The sequence below is a fragment of the Rossellomorea marisflavi genome, assembly GCF_022170785.1.
Lineage (GTDB): Bacteria > Bacillota > Bacilli > Bacillales > Bacillaceae_B > Rossellomorea > Rossellomorea marisflavi_B.
The window spans coordinates 3,575,805-3,598,507 of record NZ_CP081870.1 but is presented as its reverse complement, the minus strand read 5'-3'; the positions used below and the strand labels follow the sequence as shown (position 1 = coordinate 3,598,507).

General features: G+C 47.4%; 24 protein-coding genes and 2 riboswitches. Of the genes, 23 read left to right on the top strand and 1 reads right to left on the bottom strand.

Annotation, left to right across the window (positions count from 1 at the left end; translation table 11 throughout):
• Positions 1-5: 5 nt before the first annotated feature.
• Positions 6-893: an endonuclease gene (locus K6T23_RS18790; RefSeq protein ID WP_238282569.1), complete on the bottom strand. Its 888-nt coding sequence runs from the start codon at positions 891-893 to the stop codon at positions 6-8.
• A gap of 160 nt (positions 894-1,053) precedes the next feature.
• On the opposite strand from K6T23_RS18790, the gene flaG reads away from it, so the two are divergent.
• From flaG to K6T23_RS18675, 23 genes are all read left to right on the top strand, one after another.
• Positions 1,054-1,395: a flagellar protein FlaG gene (gene flaG, locus K6T23_RS18785; RefSeq protein ID WP_238282567.1), complete on the top strand. Its 342-nt coding sequence runs from the start codon at positions 1,054-1,056 to the stop codon at positions 1,393-1,395.
• 27 nt (positions 1,396-1,422) lie between these two features.
• Positions 1,423-2,919 carry a flagellar hook-associated protein 2 gene (locus tag K6T23_RS18780; protein ID WP_238284471.1) on the top strand — a complete coding sequence of 499 codons (1,497 nt, stop codon included), beginning with the start codon at positions 1,423-1,425 and terminating at the stop codon, positions 2,917-2,919.
• Between the two features lie 21 nt (positions 2,920-2,940).
• A complete protein-coding gene (gene fliS, locus K6T23_RS18775; RefSeq protein WP_238282565.1) occupies positions 2,941-3,345 on the top strand; it encodes a flagellar export chaperone FliS in 405 nt (134 codons plus the stop codon).
• Complete coding sequence (fliT, locus tag K6T23_RS18770) at positions 3,345-3,686, top strand: flagellar protein FliT (protein WP_238282564.1); 342 nt, start codon at positions 3,345-3,347, stop codon at positions 3,684-3,686. The genes fliS and fliT overlap by 1 nt, the downstream gene beginning before the upstream one ends.
• A 95-nt stretch (positions 3,687-3,781) precedes the next feature.
• Positions 3,782-4,339, top strand: a complete 558-nt coding sequence (locus K6T23_RS18765) for an REP-associated tyrosine transposase (RefSeq protein ID WP_337946922.1) — start codon at positions 3,782-3,784, stop codon at positions 4,337-4,339.
• A gap of 464 nt (positions 4,340-4,803) precedes the next feature.
• Complete coding sequence (gene hpf / locus K6T23_RS18760; protein ID WP_048006637.1) at positions 4,804-5,385, top strand: ribosome hibernation-promoting factor, HPF/YfiA family; 582 nt, start codon at positions 4,804-4,806, stop codon at positions 5,383-5,385.
• 154 nt (positions 5,386-5,539) lie between these two features.
• Positions 5,540-6,376, top strand: coding sequence for a DUF1028 domain-containing protein (locus K6T23_RS18755; RefSeq protein ID WP_238282562.1), 837 nt, complete (start codon positions 5,540-5,542; stop codon positions 6,374-6,376).
• Between the two features lie 129 nt (positions 6,377-6,505).
• Positions 6,506-7,618: a YecA family protein gene (locus tag K6T23_RS18750; RefSeq protein ID WP_238282560.1), complete on the top strand. Its 1,113-nt coding sequence runs from the start codon at positions 6,506-6,508 to the stop codon at positions 7,616-7,618.
• A 237-nt stretch (positions 7,619-7,855) separates the two neighbouring features.
• Positions 7,856-10,366, top strand: coding sequence for a preprotein translocase subunit SecA (gene secA / locus K6T23_RS18745; RefSeq protein WP_148984705.1), 2,511 nt, complete (start codon positions 7,856-7,858; stop codon positions 10,364-10,366).
• A 76-nt stretch (positions 10,367-10,442) separates the two neighbouring features.
• A protein-coding gene (prfB, locus tag K6T23_RS18740) for a peptide chain release factor 2 (RefSeq protein WP_142129353.1) occupies positions 10,443-11,544 on the top strand; the annotation gives its coding sequence in 2 pieces (ribosomal slippage) (positions 10,443-10,514 and positions 10,516-11,544; 1,101 coding nt in all).
• Positions 11,545-11,749: 205 nt separating this feature from the next.
• Positions 11,750-12,616, top strand: coding sequence for a YitT family protein (locus K6T23_RS18735; RefSeq protein WP_053429080.1), 867 nt, complete (start codon positions 11,750-11,752; stop codon positions 12,614-12,616).
• Positions 12,617-12,681: 65 nt separating this feature from the next.
• A complete protein-coding gene (gene cccB, locus K6T23_RS18730) occupies positions 12,682-12,990 on the top strand; it encodes a cytochrome c551 (RefSeq protein WP_142129352.1) in 309 nt (102 codons plus the stop codon).
• 472 nt (positions 12,991-13,462) lie between these two features.
• Entirely contained in the window at positions 13,463-14,149 is a 687-nt protein-coding gene (ftsE, locus tag K6T23_RS18725) for a cell division ATP-binding protein FtsE (RefSeq protein WP_053429081.1), read from the top strand.
• Positions 14,139-15,023, top strand: coding sequence for a permease-like cell division protein FtsX (ftsX, locus tag K6T23_RS18720; RefSeq protein ID WP_048006645.1), 885 nt, complete (start codon positions 14,139-14,141; stop codon positions 15,021-15,023). The genes ftsE and ftsX overlap by 11 nt, the downstream gene beginning before the upstream one ends.
• A gap of 39 nt (positions 15,024-15,062) precedes the next feature.
• Positions 15,063-16,433 carry a murein hydrolase activator EnvC family protein gene (locus K6T23_RS18715; RefSeq protein ID WP_056540298.1) on the top strand — a complete coding sequence of 457 codons (1,371 nt, stop codon included), beginning with the start codon at positions 15,063-15,065 and terminating at the stop codon, positions 16,431-16,433.
• A gap of 375 nt (positions 16,434-16,808) precedes the next feature.
• A complete protein-coding gene (locus tag K6T23_RS18710) occupies positions 16,809-18,134 on the top strand; it encodes a peptide MFS transporter (RefSeq protein ID WP_056540301.1) in 1,326 nt (441 codons plus the stop codon).
• Between the two features lie 141 nt (positions 18,135-18,275).
• Positions 18,276-18,362: riboswitch (cyclic di-GMP riboswitch) on the top strand.
• Positions 18,363-18,459: 97 nt separating this feature from the next.
• Positions 18,460-18,732: a hypothetical protein gene (locus K6T23_RS18705; RefSeq protein WP_048006648.1), complete on the top strand. Its 273-nt coding sequence runs from the start codon at positions 18,460-18,462 to the stop codon at positions 18,730-18,732.
• A gap of 170 nt (positions 18,733-18,902) precedes the next feature.
• Positions 18,903-19,172 carry a 30S ribosomal protein S14 gene (gene rpsN / locus K6T23_RS18700; protein WP_053429084.1) on the top strand — a complete coding sequence of 90 codons (270 nt, stop codon included), beginning with the start codon at positions 18,903-18,905 and terminating at the stop codon, positions 19,170-19,172.
• Positions 19,173-19,183: 11 nt separating this feature from the next.
• A complete protein-coding gene (locus K6T23_RS18695; RefSeq protein WP_048016172.1) occupies positions 19,184-19,429 on the top strand; it encodes a type B 50S ribosomal protein L31 in 246 nt (81 codons plus the stop codon).
• A 21-nt stretch (positions 19,430-19,450) separates the two neighbouring features.
• Positions 19,451-19,804, top strand: a complete 354-nt coding sequence (locus tag K6T23_RS18690; protein ID WP_056540308.1) for a hypothetical protein — start codon at positions 19,451-19,453, stop codon at positions 19,802-19,804.
• A gap of 195 nt (positions 19,805-19,999) precedes the next feature.
• Positions 20,000-20,524 (top strand): class I SAM-dependent methyltransferase, encoded by a 525-nt coding sequence (locus K6T23_RS18685; RefSeq protein WP_238282558.1) that lies wholly within the window; start codon positions 20,000-20,002, stop codon positions 20,522-20,524.
• Between the two features lie 13 nt (positions 20,525-20,537).
• Positions 20,538-21,110, top strand: a complete 573-nt coding sequence (locus K6T23_RS18680) for a redoxin domain-containing protein (protein WP_056540316.1) — start codon at positions 20,538-20,540, stop codon at positions 21,108-21,110.
• An 80-nt stretch (positions 21,111-21,190) separates the two neighbouring features.
• Positions 21,191-22,330, top strand: coding sequence for a trans-sulfuration enzyme family protein (locus K6T23_RS18675; protein ID WP_218246424.1), 1,140 nt, complete (start codon positions 21,191-21,193; stop codon positions 22,328-22,330).
• Between the two features lie 131 nt (positions 22,331-22,461).
• Positions 22,462-22,575, top strand: a riboswitch (SAM riboswitch).
• Positions 22,576-22,703: the final 128 nt, after the last annotated feature.

Below are 22,703 nucleotides of genomic sequence, written 5' to 3'. Positions count from 1 at the left end.
GTCTCCTAATTCATCAAAAAACATAAAGATGATAATTGACTCATGTTTAACCCCGTAATACTCTTCATGATTAAACAAAGCTCCATATTACCTGGTTTTATCATAATTTGGTAGGGTTTTAGTTCTTGAGTTGAGAGCTCTTCTACTGTATTTAACAACACGTTTGAATAAAATCTCTCCCTTTTAATCTCATCGTATAGGGTTGTGAGAATAGATAGCTGCTCATTTATTTCTTTTGTAGGAAGCTTCAATTTGAATAGTGCGGGTAGGTAAATCGTCGTTCGCTTGGAAGCGGCGACGCTCTGTTTAATGGCATAGAGACGTATTATCTTGCGGTGCATTCCTGGGATTAAATAAGGAGTGATCAGATGAAGAAAATAGAGGATCTGAAATTGGTCGTACAATAGTAATCGGTTTTGACCGTCCAGAGCAAAGTGCAGATTGAATCTATTATAGAGAAGGTTTATTAAAAATTGGTTTTCTGCATGAGTAAAACTCTCTGTAGATAATATGATCTTGCGAGGAATTTCATTTTCTTTTTTCAAGTGGCCGTCATCCTGATACCACCATGCCAACGCTAAAGCATCAAGATGCCTGCTGATGTAATCGTGCGGAAGACTTTTTTTGTTGTCAGGGTACCAAATCGAGCGAAGGGTTGTAATTAGAGGGTTTGATTTGGACTGAACATAGTATGACTCTGAGAATCCCTTCTTGATTCTTGAATCCATTGATCTTTTGTAAGCAGGGGGAGATAAGGGTATATATGGATTTAAAGAGTGATAGCAATAAAAACACCATTCCTTATCCTTGGCTGCATGATTGAAAGCGAATCGTGGCTTCCTTCCCGCTTGTTGTGTGATGGATCCGTCGCCTAATAGCTTACCGCACAGCATTGAATGAATAGAAGTCAAGATCATCCCACCCTTCATTAACAGAACGAATGTTCCTATAACATAATAGTAACCCCCTTATTAGTGAACTTGCAAGAAAGACTAAACTTTCTCTCGGAAATGACCGATATTATTTCTATAATAACCAGGAGGGTTTCAGGCTATGGCAGGTGGAACAATTGGGATACACACTCAACAAAAAGTAAGCAACTACATGAACGAGTTGATACAGAATGTAAGGGTAGAGGAGAAGCAGTCCGCACCAATAGAGAAACCTGTTTCAGAAACATCCGTAAAGACTGCTTTGAACGGTATGAACGAGTTTGTATCTTCGGCTAATACTCATCTGAAGTTTGAATATCATGACCGACTCAATGAGTATTACGTAACGATCGTGGATGATGTTACTCAAGAGATAGTCAAAGAGATTCCCGCAAAAAAATTCTTGGATATGCATGCAGATATGGCTGAGTTTATGGGATTAGTAGTAGATAAGAAAGCGTAAAGGAAGGAAGTGTAGTTCTTGGCGAATATGAGAGTAGGCGGACTCGCCAGCGGTATGGATACCGATCAAATCATCAGCGACTTGATGAAGGCAGAGCGAATCCCTTTAGATAAATTGAATCAAAAGAAGCAGTACCTCGAGTGGCAGCGTGATGACTACCGGGAAATGAATAGCCAAATGCTCAATTTCAGTAATATGATCTTTGATGGTGTCATGAAGCAGGCGACATACATCCAAAAGACGGTGAATATTTCTAACCCGAATGACATTTCGATTAAAAATCTGGCATCCACTTCCGACTTTAATGGAACGATCAAAGTTGAGAAACTGGCAACCTCTGCAACTATGTATGGTCAGCAAGCAGACGCAGGTTTTGATCCAAAGAAAAAACTAAGCGAATCCTTGACATTAATAGGGCAACAAACCATTAAAGTGAAAGCAATTAATGCAGATGGTACGATGCCGGATAAATTCACGGAGATTGTATTTGACCCAACGGCAGAAACCATGGAAAGCCTTCTTTCGAAAATCAACTCGAAAACTGGGGTCACCATGTTTTTCGATGAGAAGACGAAACAGATGTCTGTGATGAGTAAGAACAGTGGAAGTGGTGGTTCAGAAGCTGAAATTCAGCTTGAGGGGGATTTCTTTGGAGAAATGGGTCTTGATGCGACGAATGTAATAGCAAAAGATGCAGGAAGAGGATCGGTTGGAGAAAACGCTATTTTCACCTATAACGGCATGCAGACCGAGCGATCTTCCAATACCTTCGTCATTAACGGAGTCGAGATTACCTTGAAGAATGCATCCAACACGAATGTAACCTTCTCTTCAGCACCTGATGTAGATAAAATCATGGAATCCATCGTCAAGTTTGTAGATGAGTACAACAAGCTGATTGAGAAGGTCAACGGCGAAGTGAACAAATCGAAGTTCCGTGACTTTCAGCCTCTAACATCTGAACAGAAGAAGGATATGTCGGAAGATGAAATTAAGCTGTGGGAAGAAAAAGCCCGGAGCGGGACTCTCCGCAATGATTCCGTCCTCACATCTGGATTGAATAAAATGCGTACAGATCTATATACATCGGTCTCTGGTGGGAGCAAGGATGTTAATCAGCTTACACAAATAGGAATCAAAACATCAAGTAACTACCTCGATCGGGGAAAATTAATCATTGATGAATCCAAGCTCAAGGAAGCCATCTCAAAAGATCCGAACGCCATCTATGATCTTTTTGCCAAGAATGGTACGACCTCGGCTGAGCAGGGGATTGCACGTCGTATGAGGGAGACCCTCAAAACAACAATGACGAATGTGGAAAAAAAGGCAGGTAAATCATCAGCAGTTAACGATACATTCTCCATCGGAAAGTTACTGAAAAACATGGATTCGCAAATTACACGTTTTGAGGAACGTATGAAGCAAGTCGAAAGCCGTTACTGGAGCCAGTTTACGGCTATGGAGAAAGCAGTACAACGAGCAAATTCCCAGTCTGCTTATCTCATGCAACAGTTCTCATAATTGAAATAAAGGAGTGTCACCATGGCCATCAACAACCCATATGCCGCCTACCAGAATAACTCTGTCAATACCGCGGCGCCAGGGGAACTCACCCTCATGCTCTACAATGGCTGCCTGAAGTTTCTTCACATTGCAAAACAAGCCATAAACGAAAAAAACATTGAATTGAAAAACACCAATATCCAAAAGGCTCAAGCGATTATTCACGAACTTCTGGTCACATTGGATACGAATGTCGAAGTCTCGAAGAATCTCCTGTCATTATACGAATACATCAATCACAGACTGACTGAAGCCAATATTAAAAACGATCTGTCTATCTTGGAAGAAGTAGAGGGCTATGTCACTGACTTCCGGAATACATGGAAACAAGTAATTCAGATGAATCGCCAAAAGCAATACGCTGGCCAGAGTGGACAAGCATAATGAGTGCTGTCCTTGAATGCCACGGCATTACGAAACAGCTGAAAGCCCTTTTGGAGGGGGAAGAAGATCGTGACTCTAAGATTAATACCATCGATAGCCTTCTAGTGGAAAGAGAGCAGCTTCTGCCCTCAATCACGCCACCGTACTCTTTAGAGGAACAGCGTTTGGGACGAGAAATCGTCCTATGGAACAAACAGATTAATCAAAAGCTGGCAGGTTTGAAGATCGATATAAAGCGGGATATGAATGGCGTCAGTAAAACAAAAACGACCGTTCAGAGATACACCAATCCATATGAGTCAATGCAAACGGATGGAATGTTTTACGATAAGCGAAATTAAACCTCTCTTGATTGGGAGGTTTTTTCGTTTCGTTTGGAGGGTTTTGTGAAAGATTGTCGAATACAGAGTCTAACTAATATTGAAGGGAGCATGATATGCCAAGAACCAAAAGAATCTGGGTGCCGGGTGACATGTACCATATCACTGCTAGAGGAAATCGTAAGAATAACCTCTTTCGCGACAGAAAGGATTATCACCACTACCTCACACTCCTACAAAAAGTAATAATTCGCTACCCTTTCCACCTCCATTCATACTGCCTCATGCCTAACCACATTCACCTCATCATCGGTACCATCGATCACTCCCCATCTTCCATCATGCACTACCTTCACTCGGTATACGCCCGCTATTTCAATAAAAGGTACGACTATGTCGGTCATCTCTTCCAGGACCGCTATTACTCAAAGCCCATTCGAAACCACAAACAACTCCTCGATACAAGCGCCTACGTTCATCTTAATCCCGTAAAAGCAAACTATACGAAACTAGCAGAAGATTATCCTTGGAGCAGTTATTCTGTTTACGTAAAAGGATCCTCAACTTCACTGGTCCATACACAGCTAATCCTCTCACTACTGGGCGAAGATTCCCGCCAAAAATACAAGCTTTATGTAGAAACAAGAAGGAGTATTAACGATTGGAAAGTGTAATAACAAAGTTGGCTACATACTGTCTGCGCTGTACCTGGCACCGAATGAAATGCAGGTGCCAGGTACAAAAACGCCAAAAGGTGCCAGGTACAAAAACGCCAAAAGGTGCCAGGTACAAAAACGCCAAAAGGTGCCAGGTACAAAAACGCCAAAAGGTGCCAGGTACAAAAACGCCAAAAGGTGCCAGGCACAAAAAGGCTAAAAGGTGCCAGGCACAAAAAGGCTAAAAGGTGCCAGGCACAAAAAGGCTAAAAGGTGCCAGGCACAAAATCCGTCACACCTCGACAAACCCCGCCAATCCACCCCATAGCAACCCGCCCCAATCCCCAAAACCCCGCCACCAATCTACCATTTTCTACACCCCCTCCACAAAATTGACAAATAATTAAGAAAGTTTAAGCAGGAATACGAAAGGGAATGAAGAATATATACAACATAGCTTTATTTTTAAAGGAGGAGTTTACATGTTGAATTACAACATTCGTGGCGAGAACATTGAGGTAACTCCAGCTATTCGAGAACACGTGGAGAAGAAGATCAGTAAGTTGGAGCGTTATTTCAATGAAACTCCTGATGCAAATGTGCACGTTAACTTGAAAGTCTATCCTGATAAAAATACCAAGACGGAAGTGACGATCCCGATGCCGAATCTGGTGCTTCGCGCAGAAGAGCGGAACACGGATATGTATGCGGCGATCGATTTAATAGTCGATAAGCTTGAGCGTCAAATCCGTAAGCATAAGACGCGGGTAAACCGCAAGATGCGTGAGAAGGGCAGTCCGAAGGAGTTCTTCGCGGCTCAGGAGGATCTTGGGAATGTGGCACCGAACGGGGTGGCAGAGCCTGAAGTGGATGAGCTCGAGGATGATACGGAAGTAGTGCGTACGAAGAATTTCAATCTGAAGCCGATGGACAGCGAGGAAGCGATCCTTCAGATGAATATGCTCGGGCACACGTTCTTCATCTTCACGGATGCGGAGACGAACGCAACCAATATCGTATACAAGCGTAGAGACGGCAAGTACGGCCTGATCGAAACGCATTAATGAATAGCCAAGGGTCCTGCGGTCTCACCAGACCGCAGGACCCTTTCCGTTTATGTGACGGCGTCCGGTCCGCCCGCTGAGCGGTATAACGTGACGCACACATAGTCTCGCATGACATGATCTGCACAACCCACTATAAAGGAGGAACCCAAACATGACCTACTCCATCGTCGCCCATGACCCCGAAACCCAGGAATGGGGCATCGCCGTCCAGTCCAAATTCCTGGCCGTCGGCTCCGTCGTCCCGTTTGCCAAAGCAGGCGTCGGCGCCATTGCCACCCAGTCCTACGCCAATACCGCTTATGGTCCCGAAGCACTCCGTCTCCTCGAAGAAGGAAAAACGGCAGAGGAAGCCTTGGAGCTCATTACGAAAGACGACACTGAACGGCATCTCCGACAGGTAGGGATCACCGACGCCCATGGCAATCCGGCCACGTATACAGGAGAAGGCTGCTATGACTGGGCTGGAGGGATGACAGGGAAGCATGTGGCCGTTCAGGGGAATATCCTAGTGGACGAGCAAACGGTCCAAGCGATGCTCGATACGTTCGAAGCAGCATCCGGCTCTCTTGCCGATAGACTTCTCACCGCCCTGAGCGCCGGACAGGATGCAGGGGGCGACTCGAGGGGGATGCAGTCTGCCGCCCTTCTTGTGGTAAAAGATGAGGGTGGCTACGGAGGATTCAATGATCGCTACATCGATCTTCGTGTGGACGACCATCCATCGCCGATCGAGGAGCTGAAACGGATTTTCCGCATGCACCAACTTTACTTCAAACCGTCCGATTCCGGCCGGGTCGTCCTGATCGAAGGGACGCTCCGTGATGAATTGGACAGGGAACTCACGCGCTTAGGCTACAAGGACCCTAAGAAGTCGCTGCATCAGAGCCTGACGGATTATCTTCATACAGAGAACTTCGAGATGCGGGAGCAGGATGAAAGCTATATCGACCTCGATGTCCTCGATTTCATGAAAAATCAGGGACGTTGAGGAGACGGGAACTGGCCTGGAACAGGGGCTGGTTCTTTTTTCTTGCGTTAAAACGGTTTATAGTAAGGCTTACTTGTTATATAATGAGTGTTTGTGTGAAGGTCGTGAACTATTTTGGAGGTAACAACAATGAATGAGGTAACAGGAATGAATACAGTTGGACGAAATGAACCTTGCCCATGTGGCAGCGGGAAAAAATATAAGAAATGTCACGGAAAAGAAAATGCCATTGATATCGATGCGCTGGTGAAGCAGGAGCTGGATGTGCTTCAGGCACAGGCGTATGATTTCATTGCGACGACGCAATCTCCCCACATGGAGGAGCTGTATCATCAGTATCTTTCCAAGATGGAGCTGATGAAGGCCGATCCCGATATTTATGAGATGGCGTTTGTGAGCTGGTATGGGGTGACCCAGAAGGATGAGGAAGGGCTCCGTCTTATCGACCGGTTCGTGGACAAGCAAACGGTGACCCGTCCACAGACGGCAGAACGTCTTGAGTCTTGGAAGAAGGTACGGATCACAGCGGGGAGCGTTGAGAAGGTCGATGACGAGACGCTTCGCGTGACGGAAGCCATCACGGGCGATGAGCTGTTGGTGAAGGAAGCGTTCGGACACATGGAAGATGGCAGCTTCTTCCTTGGGCTTCTGCTGCCGAATGGCGACAGCTACATCCCGTTCGCTCAATACTTCATCTATCCGATCATCCAGAAAGGGGCTTCGGAGATGGTGAAGATCCGCTTCCAGCAAGGCGAGTTTGACGACTTGCAAGAGTATCTTGCCGGGCAGTACCTTGAGCTTGCAGACGTCGGCTTCGTCCTGTACGGTGCCGAGAAGCGCAAGGCTGCGAAAACGCCTGCTCCTGCAGAGGAGAAAGAGGAGACGACGGGAGCCATCGAAGGCGTCGAGATCTGGAAGACTCCTGAGTACATAGAGGCCATCAAGGCCCTTCAGGATTACCTGGAGGAAAAAGGGGAGAACAAGAAGGAGAGTGCCCTTCTTGTTGCTGTGCTTGAGAAGTACTTCTACACTGAGCGTCCGACAATCCGCAATCCGAAGATCTATTCAGGTGCCATGGTCGATATGGCGAAGAATATCGACGAGATCAGCATCCGTCACGTGCAGAAGGAGCTTGCCGAGCATTTCGACGTATCGGCCAACAGCATCTCGAGACGGAGTAAGCAGATCTGGGAGAGCTACCAAGACACTGTGTACAGCATGCTGAAGGAACAAAAAGCTTAAGACATAAAAGGAGACCGCCCTTTCATACAGAAGTGGCGGTCTTTTTACAAGGGTCCCTTTTTCCCAATATGTTGTAACCCCCCTATGATAGTGGTAAGATTAGTAGGTATACGCATGAAGGAATTCAAGGACTCTGTCTCGAATAAAGATAGAGCACATTTCTCATGGGAATCTCATGTAAGACGTTTATAATGGATGAAGCCCTCACCGTAAACACAGATAAAGGAGCGTTTATGAATGCTTGGATTATTGAATAAAGTGTTTGATGGAAATAAAAGAGAAATCAAGAAGCTCGAAAAGCTTGCTGATCAAATAGAAGCCCTCGGTCCTGAAATGGAGCGCCTGACGGATGATCAAATCCGTGAGCGTACGGTCCGCTTCCAGGAGCGCTATCAAAAAGGGGAAGAACTCGATGATATGCTCGTCGAGGCGTTTGCAGTTGTTCGTGAAGCGGCACGCCGTGTACTCGGTCTTTATCCTTACCGCGTCCAGCTCATGGGGGGTGCCGCCCTTCATGGAGGAAACATCTCCGAGATGAAGACCGGTGAAGGTAAAACATTGACGGCGACGATGCCGGTTTACCTGAATGCCATCACGGGCAAAGGCGTCCACGTGGTCACGGTCAATGAATACCTGGCCAGCCGTGATGCTGAAGAAATGGGCAGACTGTATGAGTTCCTCGGCCTTTCCGTCGGGTTGAACCTCAACTCCATGGGGAAAGAAGAGAAGCGCGAAGCATACAGCGCCGACATCACCTACGGTACGAATAATGAATTCGGATTCGACTACCTGCGTGATAACATGGTCCTTTATAAAGAGCAGATGGTACAGCGTCCCCTTCACTTCGCCGTGATCGATGAGGTCGACTCCATCTTGATCGATGAAGCCCGTACGCCGCTTATCATTTCCGGTAACGCACAGCGTACGCCTCAACTCTACATCCAGGCGAACGCCGTCGTGCGCACCCTGAACAAAGAAGATGATTTTACGTATGATGAGAAGACGAAGAGCGTCCAGCTGACCGAAGACGGAATCAGCAAGGTCGAGAAGGCATTCCATATCGACAACCTCTTCGATATCACCCACGTCACCCTGAACCACCATATCACGCAAGCGCTGAAAGCTCATGTAAGCATGCACCGCGACGTGGACTATGTGGTACAGGAAGGCGAGATCATCATCGTCGATTCCTTCACGGGACGTCTGATGAAGGGACGCCGCTACAGCGACGGTCTTCACCAGTCCATCGAAGCGAAGGAAGGCCTGGAGATCCAGAACGAAAGCATGACCATGGCCACCATCACATTCCAGAACTACTTCCGTATGTACGAAAAGCTATCCGGTATGACCGGTACGGCGAAGACGGAAGAAGAGGAATTCCGCAACATCTATAACATGAACGTCATCGTCATCCCGACGAATAAGGAAATCGTCCGTGATGACCGTGCCGATCTGATCTATGCGTCCATGGAAGGGAAGTTCCTTGCAGTGGTCGAGGATATCAAAGAGCGTCATGAGAAGGGGCAGCCGGTCCTCGTCGGTACAGTCGCCGTCGAAACATCCGAGCTCATCTCGAAGCTCCTGACGAAAAAAGGCGTACGCCATAACGTCCTCAATGCGAAGAACCACGGTCGCGAGGCGGAGATCATCCTGGAAGCGGGACAACCTGGATCCGTTACGATCGCCACGAACATGGCCGGTCGTGGTACGGATATCAAACTGGGTGAAGGCGTCATCGAGCTTGGCGGACTGGCCGTCATCGGTACAGAACGTCATGAATCCCGCCGTATCGATAATCAGCTCCGTGGACGTTCCGGACGTCAAGGGGACCCGGGTGTCACCCAATTCTATCTCTCCATGGAAGATGAGCTGATGCGCCGCTTCGGCTCCGACAACATGAAGAGCATGATGGAGCGCCTCGGGATGGATGATACGCAACCGATCCAAAGCAAGATGGTCAGCCGTGCCGTCGAGTCCGCCCAGAAACGGGTCGAGGGGAATAACTTCGATGCCCGTAAGCAGCTCCTCCAATATGATGATGTCCTTCGCCAGCAGCGTGAGATCATCTACAAGCAGCGTTATGAAGTCATCGATTCCGAAAACCTCCGCGACATCGTGGACGGTATGATCAAATCGGTCATCGAGCGTCAGGTGGCTGCCCATACGCAGGAAGAAGAGATGGAAAACTGGAACCTTCAAGGCATCATTGATTACGTCAATGCGAACCTGCTCCCTGAAGGCGAAGTGAATGAAAACGAGCTTCGCGGCAAAGAGCCGGAAGAGATCGTAGACATCATCTTCCAGGATGTCCATCACCAGCTTAATGAAAAAGAAGACGATATGTCTGAAGAGCAGATGCGTGAGTTTGAGAAAGTCATCCTTCTCCGCGCTGTCGATCAAAAATGGATCGATCATATCGATGCCATGGATCAGCTCAGACAGGGTATCCACCTCCGTGCGTACGGTCAGACCGATCCGCTTCGTGAATACCAGCATGAAGGTTTCGCCATGTTCGAGAACATGATCATCTCCATCGAGGAAGATGTCGCAAAATACATCATGAAGGCTGAAATCAAAAACAACCTTGAGCGCCAGGAAGTGGCTAAAGGCCAGGCCGTCAACCCGAAGGAAGACGGTGAGAAGGCGAAGAGGAAGCCCCTCCGCCGCAAGGAAAGCATCGGACGAAATGATCCATGCCCATGCGGAAGCGGGAAGAAATATAAGCACTGCCACGGGATAACCGGATAAGAGGGAAATTGCCTGGAGCCTTGCTCCGGGTACTTTTCTGAAAAGATGGACCCAAATACTACTAGAGGTGAATAAAATGGAACATGCAGAAATTCGATCAGAGTTAGAAAAATCAGCTAAGACATTAGCGGACTTCAGGGGGTCTCTTTGACTTAGAAAACAAAGAGGCACGAATCCAGGAGCTCGATGAAATCATGGTCCAACCCGATTTCTGGGATGACCAGCAAAAAGCACAAGGCTTGATCAATGAAGGGAACGGCCTGAAAGATCTGGTGAATGAATACAATGCACTCCTTGAATCTCATGAGAACCTTGAGCTGACCCTCGAACTACTGAAGGAAGAGCCTGACGAGGAGCTTCAAGAGGAGCTTGAAGGCGAGCTTGAAGAGCTCATCACCCGTTTGAATGACTACGAACTTCAGCTTCTACTCAGTGAAGAACATGATAAAAATAATGCCATCCTTGAGCTCCATCCGGGTGCTGGTGGTACCGAGTCACAGGACTGGGGCTCCATGCTTCTCCGTATGTACACGCGCTGGGCAGAGAAACGCGGATTCAAAGTGGAGACCCTGGATTATCTTCCAGGCGATGAAGCCGGAATCAAGAGCGTCACACTCGGCATCAAGGGGCATAACGCCTACGGCTATCTGAAAGCGGAAAAAGGCGTTCACCGTCTTGTCCGTATCTCGCCGTTCGATTCGTCAGGCCGCCGACACACGTCCTTCGTGTCATGTGAGGTCATGCCGGAATTCAACGAAGAGATCAACATCGAAATCCGTACAGAGGATCTGAAGATCGATACGTACCGTGCAAGTGGTGCCGGTGGTCAGCATATCAATACGACCGACTCCGCCGTGCGGATCACGCATCTACCGACGAACGTCGTCGTGACCTGTCAGTCCGAGCGTTCACAGATCAAGAACCGTGAGTCAGCCATGAAGATGCTGAAAGCGAAGCTTTATCAGCGCAGGATCGAAGAGCAGGAGCAAGAGCTTGCCGAGATCCGTGGTGAGCAGAAAGAAATCGGATGGGGAAGCCAGATCCGTTCCTACGTATTCCATCCGTACTCCATGGTGAAAGATCACCGTACGAATACGGAATCAGGAAACGTGCAGGGCGTCATGGACGGAGATCTTGATCCGTTCATCAACGCGTACCTGCGTTCGAAAATCCAATAAGAGTGAGGCCGGTCCCAAAACGGGATCGGCCTTTTTACATCCCGCCGCACTACCACTTTAATACGGCATTGGGCTGTCATTTACACCACCCCGACCCCATGCTATACTCTCAAAGGTTGATATGGAGGGGATTCACGCCCCTGCATGCAAAGCATTTGAACTACTCATACTAACGTAACGGATAAAAAAAGGAGTCGGAAGATACATGGTATTGAAGGGGAGAGGGCGGAATATAGATCCAGCCCGGGAGAAATGGCTTGAATATGTATTTGTAATCATCGGCTCGGCCATCGTGGCCATTGCCTTCAACGTGTTCCTGCTGCCGAATGAGGTTGCCTCCGGCGGGGTGAGCGGGATATCCACGATCTTGAAAGGGGTTCTCGATTGGAAGCCTGCGTACGTGCAATGGGCATTCAATATCCCCTTATTCATTGCCGGATTGATTTTCCTCGGTCTTCAGTTCGGAGTGAAAACAGCGATCGGAACTATATTTCTTCCATTAGTTGTATTCCTCACAGAGAGCTGGGAGCCTTGGACGACGGATCCCCTTCTCGGAGCACTATTTGGCGGAATCGGAGTCGGTTTAGGTTTAGGAATCGTCTTCAGGGGGAAAGCATCTACTGGAGGGACCGATCTGGCAGCTCAGATCGTCAATAAATTTACCGGTCTTTCCCTTGGTACATGTGTAGCCCTCATCGATGGGATGATCGTCCTTTCGGCGGCCATCGTCTTCGATATCGAGCGTGGTCTCTACGCTCTCATTGGCCTATACGTGACAAGCAAGACGATCGACCTCGTCCAGGTCGGCATCAGCCGGTCGAAGATGGCGCTGGTCATCACGAACAAACAGGAAGAGATCCGTGAAGGGATCCTGCATAAGATCGATCGCGGTGTGACAAAACTATCAGCATACGGTGGTTATACCGATGATGAACGCCCGATCCTGATGGTGGTCGTCGATCAAACGGAATTCACAAAACTGAAACAACTGGTCAAAACCATTGATCCATCAGCATTTGTCGTCACAATGGATGCTTCGGAAGTCCTCGGGGAAGGTTTCAAACGGGTCTAACGCTGGTATAATGATCGTATAATGAGGAAGTGAACCTCACTAAATTTTTCCTAGGGGGAGAATGAATGAAGAAGAAACTCATTGGTGCCCTCCTTGGCGCTTCACTTGTCCTCGCTGCTTGTGGCAACGACGAAAGTACGGAAACAAGTACCGGCCAGGTAGATCCCGAGAAGATCGTCAACAACAAGTGTACAAGCTGTCATGGTGGCAACCTCGAAGGCGGCATGGGTCCTGCCCTCAATAATGTAGGGGAGAGGCTCAGCAAGGATGAAATCCTTCATGTCATTGAAAACGGAAGAGGCCAGATGCCGAAGAACCTGATCAAAGGTGAAGAGGCGGATGCCGTTGCCGAATGGCTTTCCAACAAAAAATAACGCACTATCAAGAAGGATCCCTTGGTGGATTCTTCTTACCCCAATCCTTTCTTTAAGATTATATTACAAACCCCGAAACACCTTGACCACTCCTATTATTCGTCAGAATATTCCCTTTTTTATAACCAACTCTCCTCTAGCAAACCTCTTATCTATCAACGTTTATCCCTATAACCCATCCTGGTATCATGATCAGTCCTTATGACCAGGTGCTAGTCAAATCCTCCTATCAAACGCCTGAAAACCCTTTAAAAACCCTATGAAAAAAGGGATATATTACACATTTACCCTTTTCTTGAAACGAAACTGTAATAATTTTTTTCCTTAACATCGAAAGAAGTGATGTTATAATAATTTTCGGGAGCACGATTCGAGTTTTTTCACCAAAATGGGAGAACGGTACAGAATCATCCCGACGAGTACATATGACCGACAGCCAAGAGGGGAACTACATAAAAAATTAGGTGATTGAATGATCGAAATGAAAGACGTATATAAGCAGTACTCCAATGGGGTCATGGCTGCGAATGGTTTCAACGTCAGCATCAAACAAGGAGAGTTTGTTTATGTCGTTGGGCCGAGTGGGGCCGGTAAGTCGACCTTCATTAAGATGATGTACCGTGAAGAGAAGCCGACCAAAGGCGATATCATCGTGAACGGTATTAATCTAGCGAAATTGAAGAATGGTAGAGTTCCTTACCTCAGAAGAAATGTAGGGGTCGTCTTCCAGGATTTCAAACTGCTTCCTAAAATGAACGTATATGAAAACATTGCCTTCGCACTTGAAGTCATTGAAGAGCACCCGAAGAATATCAAGAAGCGTGTCATGGAAGTGTTGGATCTCGTAGGACTCAAGCACAAGGCAAGGATGCTGCCGGATGAATTGTCCGGAGGAGAACAGCAGAGGGTATCGATTGCACGATCGATCGTCAACACCCCGAAGCTGGTCATTGCCGATGAGCCGACCGGGAACCTTGATCCGGAGACCTCTTGGGACATCATGAATATATTTGAAGAAATCAGCAACCGTGGGACTACGGTCATCATGGCTACTCATAACCGGGAAATCGTAAATACAATCAAGCACCGTGTCATTGCCATCGAAAACGGCAGGATCGTGCGAGACGAACAGCGAGGTGACTACGGTTATGAAAGCTAGAACGTATGGCCGGCATTTCAGGGAAAGTTTCAAGAGTATCGGACGTAACGGCTGGATGACCTTTGCATCGGTCAGTGCAGTGACGGTGACGCTCCTATTGGTAGGAGTATTCGTCGTACTGATGCTCAATATGAACAAAGTCGCGACAGACATCGAGAAGGACGTAGAAGTACGGGTACTCCTCGATATCGGAACGACAAAAGAACAATCGCAGGAAATCAACGATAAGATTGAAAAACTCAACGGAGTGGAATCGATTGAGTATTCTTCGAAAGAAGATGAACTTAAGAATCTTGTGAAAGATATGGGAGATGACTTCCGACTCTTTGAACAGGATAATCCACTATCCGATGTCTATGTAGTAAAAGCGACCAACCCAGTCGAAACCGGTAAAATCGCAAAAGAGATCAGCACGTATGATCACGTCGATGAAGCCTTATACGGGGAAGCGAAAGTTGAGAAGTTATTTAATGTATTGGAAATGAGCAGGAACGTGGGGCTTGTCCTCATCATCGGTCTATTATTCACGGCGATGTTCCTTATCTCGAATACGATTAAAATCACGATTGTTGCCAGAAGAAGAGAAATCGAAATAATGAAACTGGTCGGTGCAACCAACTGGTTCGTACGCTGGCCATTCATACTGGAAGGGCTTTGGCTCGGAATCCTAGGTTCTATTATCCCGATTGCTCTTGTTACAACAGGCTATTACTACGCATATGAGTTTATTAAACCAAAACTACAAGGTCACTTTATTCAGGTATTAGATTTTACCCCGTTCATCTACCAGGTAAACGGATTGATCCTATTGATGGGTTGTCTCATCGGGGCATGGGGAAGCTTCATGTCCGTCCGTAAATTCTTGAGAGTGTAAAATTTGATAGGTTGATAGAAGCTGAAAGGAGCATGCCGCTTGAACAGGAAGTATTTCGTCTCATTATCCATCGCAGCAGTATTGACAATCGGAGGTCTTGGCACCTCTGCAAGCGCCCACTCTTCAGTGGACGATCTGAAGAAGCAGCAGGATGACGTTTCTTCAAAGAAAGAGGAAGTCAACGGTAAAATCGATTCTAAGAAGTCTGAGATCAATGAAACCGTCAGCAAACAAAAAGATATCCAAGGACAGATCGATGTACTTGGTAAACAACTGAACGATACAGAATCAAAGATCAAAGACAAAGAAAAAGAAATCGATGATACGACCGCTGAAATCAATAAGCTTAAAGAAGAGATCGAGGTATTGAAACAGAAGATCGAAGAGCGTAATGAACTTCTGAAAGAGCGTGCGCGTGCCATCCAGGAAAAAGGCGGCTCAGCCAACTATGTAGACGTCCTACTTGGAGCTGACAGCTTCGGAGACTTCGTCAACCGTGTAACAGCAGTCAACACGATCGTTAGTGCGGACAAAAAGATCATGGACGAGCAAAAGCGTGATCAAGAAGAACTTGAAAAGAAACAGAAACAGGTAGAAGAGAAGCTTGCGTCCCTTGAAAAGGATAAAGCGAGCCTTCAAACCTTGAAAAAAGAATTGGACAGTCAAAAAGCGGAAAAAGCCGAATTGTTCAAGCAGCTTGAAAAACAACAGAAATCATTGGAAGTTGAAAAAGCTGACCTTCAACAAGAATCAGATGAGCTTTCCAAACGTGAAAAGAGCATCGAAGGTGAAATCCAGGCTGAACAAGAACGTCTTGCAGAACTTGCTCGTAAGCAAGAAGAAGAGCGTAAGCGTCAGGAAGCAGAAGCAGCCAAGAAGCGTGCAGCAGAGCAGGCAGCAGCTCAGGCAAGTGCAAGCAGCAGCTCATCATCATCTGCATCAGCTTCTTCAGCACCACAGGCTAAATCAGCACCAGCCGCACCGGCACCAGCAGTTAGCTCAGGCGCTTGGACTCGTCCGGCATCTGGAGCCATCACAACGAACTTTGGTACAGATATCCTGAACGGCAAGCCTCGTATGCACTGGGGTACTGATATTGCAGCACGCGGAAGTGTTCCGATCGTTGCAGCAGCTGATGGTATCGTCATCCGCAGCGAGTACAGCTCAAGTTACGGTAATGTTGTATACATGACTCACTCGATCAATGGTAAAACCTTCACGACTGTATATGCTCATATGTCTTCCGCACTTGTGGGTAATGGTCAATCAGTCAAAAAAGGCCAGCAGATCGGATACATGGGTGACACAGGTTACTCATTCGGTCAGCATCTGCACTTCGAGCTTCACGCAGGACCTTGGAACGCAGCGAAATCCAATGCGGTCAACCCGCGTCAATACATCAACTTCTAATTCCCAAGCATCCCTTCCAATCGGAGGGGATGTTTTTTTGTGCCGTTTTTCCAATGTCTTTCAGAAATCCTTACTCATATGTACGCACAAGCCCCACGAAAGTTTCATTCTTTCCTTAATTCACATTCAATCATTTCACCTTTACGTAAGGATGATTTCGTAAGAGATTCCAAATAATAGAACACCTACTTAATTATTATAAATTTAATATTATGAATTCATAATATATGTTTGACAATGATTATAAACATTCATTAGAATGAATAAATACCCCCTCACAGCTAGGTTATTTTCTTTCTATTTCAACAGTTTTATCCGCTTCTGCCCATGTCGGCAGAGTATGTGTTTTACAGTTTCAAAGGAGGATTCATCATCGTGGAAGCAAACATACATCAAGAGCAGTCATCTGAGTTCAGAAAGAAGCATCCTCCTGGGCTTTATCTTCTATTTGCAACAGAAGCTTGGGAGCGATTCAGTTATTATGGGATGAGGGCCATCCTTGTCCTTTATTTGACCGCCACGGCCATCAACGGTGGACTGGGAGCCGATAAGACGACGGCAATCAGTTTATACGGTACGTTCACCTCGGCGGTTTATCTCACCCCGATCATCGGAGGCTATCTGACAGACCGATTCCTGCCTAGACGGACGGCCATCACGATCGGTGGGGTCCTCATGGCACTCGGGAACTTCTCGATCTTCCTTCATCAAAGCATGGGTGCCCTATACTTGGGTCTCGCCCTGTTGATCATCGGGAACGGATTCTTCAAACCGAATATCTCGACGATCGTCGGCGAACTCTATCATATCAATGACCCGAAACGGGACGGTGCGTTCACCATCTTCTATATGGGTGTGAACCTGGGTGCGTTCGTCGCTCCCCTTGTCGTCGGTCTCATGGACTATAGATACGGCTTCCTGACAGCCGCGATCGGTATGGTTGTCGGCCAGGTGCTATTCAATACCCTTGGGAACAAATACCTTGGTGATATCGGTAAAGAGTCAGCCAAGAAGGTGCAGGAGCACACCGAGACTGCCAGCAAGGCACCCCTGACGAAACAGGAAGTGCGCAGGACGATTGCCATTGTCATTCTTGCCGTGATCACCATCGCGTTCTGGACAGCATTTGAACAGGCTGGAAGCTCGCTTACACTGTTCACAGAAGAAAACATCGATCGTCATCTCGGCGATTTCATCATCCCGACGGAATGGTTCCAGTCGTTGAACTCCCTGTTCATCATGCTGCTGGCACCGATCATGTCCATGCTCTGGTTCAAACTTTCCCAGACGAAAAATGGTGATTTCAAGACGCCTACCAAGATGGGTATGGGTCTGATCACCGTGGGTCTTGGATTCTTTATCTTGATCCCGGCCTCAGTCATGGTCGGTGATGATTCACAGGTAAGGGTGAACATGCTGTTCATGGTCTTCACCTACTTCCTTCATACGTTGGCGGAACTGATGATTTCACCTGTCGGCCTATCCATGGTCAGCAGGCTGTCCCCGCTTAAATTGACATCCGTGCTCATGGGCGTTTGGCTTGCCAGTTCAGCCGTAGCCAATAAGCTTGCAAGTGTCCTTGCAACGTACACTCAATCTCTTGGATACTTCGATATTTTCGGTTTGATCGGGATCGTCACGATTGTCCTTGGGATCATCGTCCTGTTCGTATCAAAACCGATTGCGAAATTGATGGAGTAGTTGCTTGTACCTGCATAAGAGTGGTGACAGAGTGAAAAAATGTCTATTTTAGAACATATATGAACTCTCTGTTTTCAAGCATTACGTTTTCTAGTATAATTGTTGTAATACCTAGTAATAGGAAAGCCAGCCAGCGAATTTCTTCGATAAAGGCAAACCGGTTGAAAGGCCGGGACGCAAAGCCACGGGTCTAAGGTTTGGAAAAACTAAGATCGCCGGGTTACCGAAAAGGAATGACCATTAAATGCCAAGCATTTAATCCTGCCATTCTTTTTTGGCAGGCTTTTTTTATGGTACATACGATTTTCATTTGCGAGGTGAAAACATGGAAACGCTCAAGGCACATGAAGCTAGAAGGCTACTGAAGAGCTTCTGCAGAAGAAGCCGCACCACCCTCAAGCAAACCTATCTTGGTAACTACTCAGCAGAACAGGTCAGCGACATCCTTGTCCAAACGCTCGAATTGAAAGAAGTCAAACGGATTGTGCAGGATATCCGCCTCATCGACCAGCGGGGAGGAAACTCGACCTCTTACTTGATCCTGATTCTGGATGCCCTGAAGGAATACTTGGAAAATGAAGATTCGCTGGTTCATTGATAACTGATGGACCTGTGCAGACGGACCCGTTCTCTTAGTGGAAGGGGTCTTTTTTACGTGCGAAACAGGGTGGTTGCATTTCATGAGGTGATATGGTTTAATATACTCATACGTTTTAAAACGTAATGATTACGATTTGTTAATTTGATATTAGAAATAGAGGTGAAAACATGGCCAAAAAATCAAAAGTGGTCAAAGAAAAGAAGCGCCGTGAAATCGTGGCGAAATACGCGGAACTCCGCAGGGAGCTGAAAGAAAAGGGAGATTACGAGGCCCTTGCCAAACTTCCGAGGGATTCTTCCCCAACGAGGCTCAAAAGCCGCTGTGAAGTGACGGGCAGACCGCGGGCGTATATGAGGAAATTCAATATGTCACGGATCGCCTTCAGGGAATATGCCCATAAAGGTCAGATCCCAGGCGTCAAAAAATCAAGCTGGTAGGAGGAAAAGACATGAAAACAAACATACATCCAGAATATCGAGAGGTCCTTTTCATGGATACAAACAGCGGATTCACCTTCCTGACAGGCTCAACAAAACAGTCGAATGAAACGATGGAGTGGGAAGACGGGAAAACCTATCCACTCTTGAAGGTCGAGATCAGCTCGGACAGTCACCCATTCTATACGGGCCGTGAAAAATTCACCGACAGGGATGGACGCGCAGAACGATTCATGAAAAAATACAATATGAAGTAAGGACGATCGGGAGTGGTTGGGATGAATGAGCACTTAATGGAAATCATCGGCAGGGAAATCGTGGCTTCATTGCCGGCACCGGAAAGAAGCATGTATGAGTTCGTCACGGCTCTTGAAGATGAATATGCAAGTATGTCTGCCACATCAGAAGAGTTCATGCAGCTCCTGGTCAAACATGCCCCTCACAGGCAGGCAGCAGCCCATTTCAGCTTGTCATTCGGTGAATTCATCCAAACAATGAGAAAGATCGAAGAAACGATCAATGCCGAGATGGACCTGCGCCTCAGCCGCATGACTTGGATAGACTGCACCGACCGCTTCAGACAGGGTGATACCCAGTACTTTTATTTCTCCATGGAACCGGAGGAGCAGTAGCCTTCCCATGCTCTATAAATCGGAATGATTACGTATAACGCCCCATTCGTCTCACCGGACCTGACAAATGTTCACAAAAAAGATCCCGCTCATGGGATCTTTTTGCGTTGATCCGGGTTGATTTTTCTCCTCCATCTGTAATAATTCATATGAGGGGCAAGCTAGGGATATCTTCACTCTAAAGGAGGAGTCCCCATGGCTGCCGAAACAAATACAATCACATCTGAAGAGCTGCTGGATCTACTTGAGTTGAATGAAAGGGATCATGTGGCCGACCTCGGCTGCGGTACAGGCTTTCTGACGATTCCGATTGCGTGTATCGTAAGTACCGATGTGCATGCCGTCGACCTCGACCGGGGTGCCCTGGAAGAGCTGAAGCGGCGCGCGGAGGAACTGCAGGTAGAAAACATCCTTTATGAACATATGTCATTTGAATATATCCGTTTTTCACAGAACACGCTTCATAAGGTCATTACGAGATTTGTGCTCCATGAGTTGCCGAATCTTGTCAAAGTGATCCAGGATCTCAGGGATATGCTCAGGGATGACGGTCTTTGGCTGATCATTGAAACGGAAGCGCTCCCACAGGGGAACAGCCTTTCTTCCGATGATCTGGTGAGGAAGCTTCAGTCGGCGGGCTATGAAGTGGAGAAAGGGTATTTGAGATCGACCATTTACTATTTGATTGCCAGAAAGGCTGTGCGGAGATCCGGCCTATAAAGGAAGGGATTACATGAACAAACGAATACTATCATTGGGACTCATCGGTGTCCTCGTCGCCATCTTCCTGGTGAATTTCGTCCGGCATCAGCAGGATCAGAAGGAAAAAGACGCAGCAGCCCAGCTTGCGAGTGAATCCATGGACTTATCCGATGCGGAGACGGGGCTTTCCAAAGGTGATCAGCCACCGGACTTCACCCTGACCACACTGGAAGGAAAAGAAGTGCGCCTCTCGGATTATAGGGGACAGAAGGTCATCTTGAATTTCTGGGCAACGTGGTGTCCACCCTGCAAGGCTGAGATGCCCCATATGGAGGAATATTATCAGAAAGAGCCCGGTGCAGAAATCCTTGCCGTGAACCTCACGTCCCAGGAGCGTATGGAAGGTGCGGCGCAAAAGTTTGTGGACGGATACGAGATCACGTTCCCGGTACTCCTTGATAAAGACGGAGCCGTCGGGGATGCCTACAGCATCATTACGATCCCGACCACGTTCATGATCGACTCGGAGGGAATCATCCAGCATAAAATCCTCGGTCCGATGAACCAGGAAATGATGAAAGAGATGGTAGAAGGAATGAATTGAACCACTTTTCTTCTCGGAATCTTCTGAATATGGTACACTCTTCTACATACCTATTTTCGTAGAGAGAGGATGGCCACGAAATGAATTTCACCACCAAGGTCGTACATAGCCAGTTGAAAGGAACAGAGGAAATCAAAAGTAAAACTACACCAATCTATCAAACATCTGCTTTTTCCTTTTCATCCCTGGAGGAACTGGAAGGGTTCTATGAGGGGAAATCACCCTATCTATACACACGGACGGGGAATCCCAATCCTGATGAGCTGGGAGGTCTTGTAGCAGCCCTTGAAGGAGCACCGGCAGGAGTCGCCGCTTCATCGGGTTTATCCGCGATCCTCGTAGGGATCCTGTCTGTCGTCCAGGCAGGGGATCATATCATTGCTGCTGAAGATCTGTACGGCGGGACCTTCCATATGCTGAAGGAAGAGCTTGCGGGCTTCGGTATTTCCACTTCATTCGTGGACTTCACCGACCGGGATGCAGTGGAAGCAGCGATCACCGACTCGACAAAACTTCTCTATAGTGAAACGGTGACGAATCCCTTCATGAGGGTAGAGGATATTCCAGCCATGGTGGAGCTGGCGAAAGAACATGGTCTCACGACGATGATCGACAATACGTTTGCGACCCCGTTCCTCCGTAAGCCTTTCACTGAAGGCATTGATATCGTCGCCCATAGCGCAACGAAGTACATAGGCGGTCATAGTGATGTCACAGCAGGTGTTGTGACCGGAAGGCAGGATCTGGTGGATAAGGCAAGAGCGAAGATCGTCAACCTTGGGGCCAATCTGAGCCCGTTCGAGGCGTGGCTCACTTGCCGGGGAGCGAAGACCCTTGCCCTCCGTATGGAAAGGCAGGCCCTGAATGCCGAGCTCCTTGCCGTCGAACTCAGGAGGCACGAATGGGTCAAACGCGTCTACTATCCGAATAATCTATCTGAGAAAGGTCATGGAGCCATCGTCACCATCGAGCTTGAACCATCCGCCGATATGAGTACCTTCTTCAAGTCACTTGGCTGGATCAAGATCATCCCGTCCCTGGCCGGGGTTGAAACGACGGTTTCCTATCCTTTGGGGACATCTCACAGGTCCCTTCCGGAGGAAGCGCAGAAGAAGCTCGGGATCAATACGCATGTGGTCCGGATTTCACTTGGAATCGAGGACCCGGAAGACATTAAATCACAAATGCTTTCAGCGATCAGCAAGTGTCATGAGATTTAAAAAGCATAACGCTCTCAAGTCAGCAGTGGCAGGCGTCAATGGGAGATTAGACGAAAAATTCTAAAAATAACCTTGACTCCCAGAGGGGATAGCCTTTATAATTCTTGCTAACGAACACTTACAACTTAATGCTCTTATCCAGAGAGGTGGAGGGACTAGGCCCGATGAAACCCGGCAACCTTCATGTGCATATTTGCCATGAAAAGGTGCTAATTCCTGCAGGCGCATTGCCTGAAAGATAAGAGGAGGACCCTATTCAATTAGACCCTCTTCTTAGGAAGGGGGTTTTTATTTTTGCCCCTTTTCAGCCCCGACCATCATCCATCACAGAACAAACCCAATCATTAAAACAAACACTCAGGAGGAATGTACG

Bases quoted from the DNA above. Each gene is read 5' to 3' on its own strand.
- K6T23_RS18685 (WP_238282558.1), top strand. From the start codon at position 20,000: ATGGCTGCCGAAACAAATACAATCACATCTGAAGAGCTGCTGGATCTA.
- K6T23_RS18705 (WP_048006648.1), top strand. From the start codon at position 18,460: ATGGAAACGCTCAAGGCACATGAAGCTAGAAGGCTACTGAAGAGCTTC.
- secA (WP_148984705.1), top strand. From the start codon at position 7,856: ATGCTTGGATTATTGAATAAAGTGTTTGATGGAAATAAAAGAGAAATC.
- rpsN (WP_053429084.1), top strand. From the start codon at position 18,903: ATGGCCAAAAAATCAAAAGTGGTCAAAGAAAAGAAGCGCCGTGAAATC.
- K6T23_RS18675 (WP_218246424.1), top strand. From the start codon at position 21,191: ATGAATTTCACCACCAAGGTCGTACATAGCCAGTTGAAAGGAACAGAG.
- K6T23_RS18695 (WP_048016172.1), top strand. From the start codon at position 19,184: ATGAAAACAAACATACATCCAGAATATCGAGAGGTCCTTTTCATGGAT.
- K6T23_RS18780 (WP_238284471.1), top strand. From the start codon at position 1,423: ATGAGAGTAGGCGGACTCGCCAGCGGTATGGATACCGATCAAATCATC.
- K6T23_RS18765 (WP_337946922.1), top strand. From the start codon at position 3,782: ATGCCAAGAACCAAAAGAATCTGGGTGCCGGGTGACATGTACCATATC.
- K6T23_RS18735 (WP_053429080.1), top strand. From the start codon at position 11,750: ATGGTATTGAAGGGGAGAGGGCGGAATATAGATCCAGCCCGGGAGAAA.
- ftsE (WP_053429081.1), top strand. From the start codon at position 13,463: ATGATCGAAATGAAAGACGTATATAAGCAGTACTCCAATGGGGTCATG.
- fliT (WP_238282564.1), top strand. From the start codon at position 3,345: ATGAGTGCTGTCCTTGAATGCCACGGCATTACGAAACAGCTGAAAGCC.
- flaG (WP_238282567.1), top strand. From the start codon at position 1,054: ATGGCAGGTGGAACAATTGGGATACACACTCAACAAAAAGTAAGCAAC.
- K6T23_RS18680 (WP_056540316.1), top strand. From the start codon at position 20,538: ATGAACAAACGAATACTATCATTGGGACTCATCGGTGTCCTCGTCGCC.
- K6T23_RS18690 (WP_056540308.1), top strand. From the start codon at position 19,451: ATGAATGAGCACTTAATGGAAATCATCGGCAGGGAAATCGTGGCTTCA.
- K6T23_RS18755 (WP_238282562.1), top strand. From the start codon at position 5,540: ATGACCTACTCCATCGTCGCCCATGACCCCGAAACCCAGGAATGGGGC.
- K6T23_RS18750 (WP_238282560.1), top strand. From the start codon at position 6,506: ATGAATGAGGTAACAGGAATGAATACAGTTGGACGAAATGAACCTTGC.
- hpf (WP_048006637.1), top strand. From the start codon at position 4,804: ATGTTGAATTACAACATTCGTGGCGAGAACATTGAGGTAACTCCAGCT.
- fliS (WP_238282565.1), top strand. From the start codon at position 2,941: ATGGCCATCAACAACCCATATGCCGCCTACCAGAATAACTCTGTCAAT.
- K6T23_RS18790 (WP_238282569.1), bottom strand. From the start codon at position 893: ATGCTGTGCGGTAAGCTATTAGGCGACGGATCCATCACACAACAAGCG.
- cccB (WP_142129352.1), top strand. From the start codon at position 12,682: ATGAAGAAGAAACTCATTGGTGCCCTCCTTGGCGCTTCACTTGTCCTC.
- ftsX (WP_048006645.1), top strand. From the start codon at position 14,139: ATGAAAGCTAGAACGTATGGCCGGCATTTCAGGGAAAGTTTCAAGAGT.